Raw genomic sequence first — 5,446 nt, 5'->3', positions numbered from 1 at the left:
AATATTGATTTTCTTGGTGCCGGGATGGGGGATAAGGCCCGCGACCGCATGAAGGAAATGGCGGATATTCGTACTGATTTTCTCAAACAGCAGCGGGACCTGCAGCGGGATTTCAGCAAAGGTCAGATTTCTGAGGACCTGTACAAACAGCAAACGGAAGCGCTACAGGCGGCGCTTACTGAACGGCTCCAGATTCAGGAGGACTACTACAAAAAAACAGATGAACAGCAGTCAGACTGGCAGGCGGGGATCAGCGATTCACTGATGAACTACGCCGATCAGGCTGCTGACCTCAGTTCAATGGCTGCCACCGCAACCAGCGAAATTCTGGATGCCACCACTAACTCTATCTCCAACAACCTGACCAGTGTTCTGACTGGTGCGACTTCGTTCAAAGAGGGGATGTCGAATATCTTCAGCTCTCTGGGGGAAACGGTGATTAAGACGCTGATCCAGATGGCAACACAGGCATTAATCACCAAAGCGATTATGGCGTCGTTCGGCGGTGGGGCTGGTGGAATGTTCGGGAGTCTTCTTGGCGGAGGCGCGGGAGGTGGCAGCACCGGGACGGCCATTCAGAGCGCTGGCGCTAATTTTTCGTTTAATGCTCTGGGTGGTGTCTACGATTCGCCTTCACTTTCCGCATACAGCGGCGGTGTATACAGCACTCCGCAGTATTTTGCGTTTGCAAAAGGGGCTGGTGTATTCGGTGAAGCTGGGCCAGAAGCCATCATGCCGCTAACCCGTAGTGCTGATGGTTCGCTGGGTGTTCGTGCGGTTGGTCGTGAGTCCCCTGCGGTACAGAGCGCAGCAAGCCAGATTCAGGTACAGCCACGGATAGCTGTCAGCGTGGACGCACGAAGCACGTTCACCGGCAAACCCGATGACATAACGATGCAGGCTGTAGAGCGAAGAAATGATGCTCTTGAACAGCGGATAGTTAACACCTTAACCGCCGAGGTAAATAACCCACAGAAGAAATTCGGCCGGGCTATTTACTCCAACCTACAGCCAAAAAAACCACAATAAACCAGCCCGGAGGGAAAGTTAATGGCGGATATTATCTATCCGGATGAGTACCTGCCTATGCCGCTGATGGACGGGTACGGTTTTAAGCCCATATCACCGATACTGCGAACGGAAATGACGTCCGGTCGCGCTCAGCAGCGAAGGCGATACACCTCAACACCGACCCAGGCATCAGTTAAATGGATTTTTAAAACTGATGCGCTGGCGCAGGTATTTGAGGCTTTTTTCAGGGATGCGCTTAAAGATGGTCAGTCATGGTTCTATCTGAAACTCCAGACTCCCATCGGGGTAAAGCCCTATAAAGCCAGGTTCGTGGATATTTATGAAGGGCCGACGCTGGTCGCGCCAAAATACTGGCAGTACAGCGCAACGCTGGAATTATGGGAACGACCATTACCGCCGGTTGGATGGGGGAATTACCCGGAATGGCTGGCTGGTCAGTCGTTACTGGATATTGCGCTAAACAAGGAGTGGCCGAAGCATGACAATTCTTGAGCGGCTATATGCCAGCAGCGGTTCGGAGGTTATCCACGACACGCTGCAGATATCGGCTGGCGATGATAACTACTGGCTAACCAGCGGCTGGGATGACGTTTCCGTAACGCTGGAAAATGGTCAGCCGGCGACGTTTGAAGCCTGCGCGATAGAAATTGCACTGCCAGCGCGTAATGCGGACGGAACGCAGGATCTGAAATTCGCCCTGAGTAATATTGACGGTGTCGTTTCGGGAGCCATCGATAAAGTTCTGGATGAAATGAAATCAGCCACGCTGACATTCCGGCGGTATATTTCATCCGATCTTTCTTCCCCGGCATCATCACCGTATACGCTCGATATCAAATCCGGCTCCTGGACCCCGACAGCAGTGCAGGTCACGGCGGGCTATATGAATATCCTCAAAACAGCCTGGCCCCGTAAACGTTACAACCTCGCAGAACATCCTGGCTTACGTTACTAATCTGAGGCAAACATGTTTAACGCTGATAAATACCGTTCAGTCACCTGGCTGAAAGGCGGTCGCGTATACCCGCAACTCGACTGTTTTGGCATTGTGAATGAAATCCGGCGCGATCTGAAATTACCCCTCTGGCCCGATTTCGCCGGAGTGACCAAAGACGGGGGAGGCCTTGACCGGGAGGCGAGAAGGTTGATGCTTTCCCTGCAACGCTGCGAGCCCTGCGAAGGTGCTGGCGTGGCCTGCTATTCCGGCTCAACGGTTACCCATGTCGGGATCGTTGTCATGCTCGATAACCAGCTGCAGGTCGCGGAATGTAATCCAGGCTCGGGGGTTACGTTTCTGCCACTGGCGCGATTCATACGAAGGTTTAACCGCGTGGAGTTCTGGCAATGACGATAAAGTTTTATCCGTCCCGGCTGCCGGGTGAACCCCTTGAGACGCACGAACATGGCGCGATGACCCTGCATGAGTGGATGACCAGGAATGTCCCGAGCTACTCGCAGGACAGAAAGCATCCTGTTGCTGTCGAACTGGACGGCCGGGCTGTTCCACCTGCGGAATGGCCACTATGTTTGCTGCGGCCAGACAGCGATGTGCGGATTTACCCGATCCCGTATGGAACCGGCCTGGAAATCGCCGTGTGGGTATCGGTTGCCGTATCTATTGCCTCTACGGCCTATGCGCTGTTTTTCGCCCCGAAACCAGAGCTGGGCGGGTTTTTGTCAGGCAATTCAGCATCACTGGACCTGAACCCGGCAAAAGCGAATACAGCCAAGCTTGGCGATCCTGTGCGTGAAGTATTTGGAAGAAACAGAATTTATCCGGATTACCTGGTGCAGCCGGTCACTCGCTTTGACCCCAATGATCCCACCCGGATGACGGTCGAAATGTTTGTGTGCCTCGGATACGGTCGTTTCTCATACACAGGCGGTGATTTTCGGGTAGGTGAAACTCCTGCTCTGCCGTTAGGCGATGGCTTTTCATATACCAGCTATGGCCCTGGCGATAACGTGGCGGGGGACCGTCGCAGCGAGGTCTGGTTCAACAGTACAGAAGTTGGCGGGACATCAAGCGGGTCAGGTCTGGATATGGCTCAGACTGCTCCTGAAGCCAGTGATATCGTTGCTGATGCCATGACCGTCAGCGGTGCATCTGTTTCGTTTTCAGGTCTCGATGTCGATGATGACAATGATGATGATGAAGATGAGAACAAGCTGCCTCCTGGCTGGATTGAGGGTGCAATTGTCACTCTGAAAGCGCCGGTGAATTATCAGGTATCGATTGAGGATGGTTTTAACGTTCTGACAGGTGACGCCGTGGCAGAAGTGGCGCCATATAATGGTATGCCTGTAACGCTGACATTTAGCGGCACCGATTATGATCTGCAGATTGCCACGTATACCCCTCACCAGGACGCCGTTCCGGGAACGGGTGGATCGACTGCAGCATTGCGCGCAAGTGCGTCGCCATCCACGTATGATTTTACGACAACCAGCCAGACGTTTGCTCTGACCTGGCAGGGCGTCACCTATACCCTGTCCCTGGTTGCTGACTACGGCACAATGTCCGGTTTGCTGGCGGCGGTTAACAGCGGGCTCACCGGATCGGGGTTGATTGCTCAGGATGACGGCGGCGTGATTCGTATCGTGGAAATCTCCAGCCCGTGGCGTGGCGGTTCCATTACGTCATCATTCCTGCCCGCGTCAGTTTTTGGCGACAGCCCTGTGTTTACTGCCGGTACAGCATCCAGTGGCGGAAGCCCGGCGGTCACAGCCAGCGTGACGCTGTCATACGATTCTGGCACTGCCTTTTCCGGATTGCCGGACGGCACGCAGCGGATTTCCCTGGCTCACCGAGGCAACGAATACCAGATAGCATCGACTGACGGAGCGTCTGCGACCGTACAGAGAGTGGTTAACGGTGCCGTTGACAACACCTGGTCAGGTTTTCTGACCCGTACCGTCGTGGATTTTGCCGCGTCTGGTATTAACGATAATGAAACATGGCTCGGCCCCTTTCTGGCCTCCCCGCAAAATGAAGTTGTGGACGCCTTCGAGGTCAACTTTGCTTTCCCAAACGGAATTTGCGGATTCCAGAACAACGGGAATAAGCGGGTTCGCCATGTTGAGTATGAAATTCAGTACCGCGTATATGGTTCCGGATCGGGGTGGACGAGTAAGCAGGGGGTATACGCGCTTAAAAACGTTAATGGCCTCGGTTTTACAGAGCGTTTTGATCTGTCTTCTCCCGGGCTGGTGGAGGTTCGATGCCGCCGCCGCAACGAGCAGGGGAGCAACAACGCGAGAGACAGCATGTTCTGGCAGGCTCTCAGAGGTCGTTTGCTTTCCCGTCCGGCCTCCTACGCAGGGATATCAACAATAGGGATCACGGTTGAAACCGGCGGCCAGCTGGCGGCGCAGTCAGACAAGCGTGTGAGTGTAGTCGCCACGCGAAACTATGATGGCGGTGGTGACAGGACAATCAGCGGGGCATTCCTGCATCTGGCCCGCAGTCTGGGGTATAGCGACGACCAGATCGACATTTCCACAATTAACATGCTTGAGGCTAACTACTGGACGCCACGAGGCGAGTATTTTGACCATCAGGCAAGCAGTGACAGCACGTCCGCAAAGGATATTTTCGACAAGATAGCTGAAGCAGGCATGGGGTATTTTCTGCTGTCTGACGGCTTACTTTCCGTCGGGCGTGAAGGGATCAAAAGCTGGACCGGAATCATCACCCCCCAGGATACTGTCGAGGAAATGCAGACATCATTCAGGGTGCCTTCAGAGGACGATTTTGATGGCGTGGATGTGAAATACATCAATCCCGTTACCTGGGCGGAGGAGACCGTACAGTGCCGGACGCCTGAAAATCCGTTCCCCCGGAAAACGGAGGCTTACACCATCGATGTCGTCATGACAGCGGATCGTGCCTGGCGTATCGGGATGCGCCGGTTAATGAAATATCTCCATCAACGGCGGACGTATACGGCTACAACTGCAATGCTGGGATGGTGCCATGATTTTGGTGATCACATCATTTTGTCCGACGACATTCCAACCGGGAAAACCCAAAGTTGCCTGATTGACGCAATGATATATGACTTTCAGGAAATTACGCTGCACGTTACCGAGCCTCTGGACTGGAGCTACGCGAATCCCCGCTGCTGGATACAGTTTCAGAACGGTCGTCCATCATCGCGAATGCTTACGCCGCAGCGGGTGGATGATTTCACGCTCACGGTGCCGTACAACGACGACCTGCATCCCGACGACTGGATTATGGACGACCCAGATATTGATCTGCCGAAGTTATTGTTCTGCGACAGTGAAAAGGGTGTGCGGCATGGGATAGTCCAGGAGGTTGCCCCATCAGGTGACAGCAACTGTCAGATTACTGCACCTGAATATAAAGAAATTTACTACCAGTACGACGACGCCACATACCCCGGCGACG

Annotated in this window: 5 protein-coding genes; all 5 read left to right on the top strand. The window is 53.9% G+C overall.

Going from position 1 to position 5,446, the window contains the following annotated elements:
• Positions 1-1,029 (top strand): phage tail tape measure protein (locus tag HMPREF3178_RS18425; RefSeq protein ID WP_077270125.1); only part of this gene is annotated, 1,029 nt, incomplete at its 5' end.
• Between the two features lie 21 nt (positions 1,030-1,050).
• Positions 1,051-1,524, top strand: a complete 474-nt coding sequence (locus HMPREF3178_RS18420; RefSeq protein WP_047720936.1) for a hypothetical protein — start codon at positions 1,051-1,053, stop codon at positions 1,522-1,524.
• Complete coding sequence (locus HMPREF3178_RS18415) at positions 1,511-1,987, top strand: DUF1833 family protein (RefSeq protein WP_070585354.1); 477 nt, start codon at positions 1,511-1,513, stop codon at positions 1,985-1,987. Before HMPREF3178_RS18420 ends, HMPREF3178_RS18415 begins: the two co-directional genes overlap by 14 nt.
• 12 nt (positions 1,988-1,999) lie before the next feature.
• Complete coding sequence (locus HMPREF3178_RS18410; protein WP_070585352.1) at positions 2,000-2,380, top strand: nitrite transporter; 381 nt, start codon at positions 2,000-2,002, stop codon at positions 2,378-2,380.
• On the top strand, positions 2,377-5,446 hold a 3,070-nt coding region (locus HMPREF3178_RS18405), incomplete at its 3' end, for a host specificity factor TipJ family phage tail protein (protein WP_070585351.1). The genes HMPREF3178_RS18410 and HMPREF3178_RS18405, both read left to right, overlap by 4 nt.

The sequence above is a fragment of the Klebsiella sp. HMSC09D12 genome, assembly GCF_001808475.1.
GTDB lineage: Bacteria > Pseudomonadota > Gammaproteobacteria > Enterobacterales > Enterobacteriaceae > Klebsiella > Klebsiella oxytoca.
This window is presented reverse-complemented; position numbering and strand designations above follow the sequence as displayed.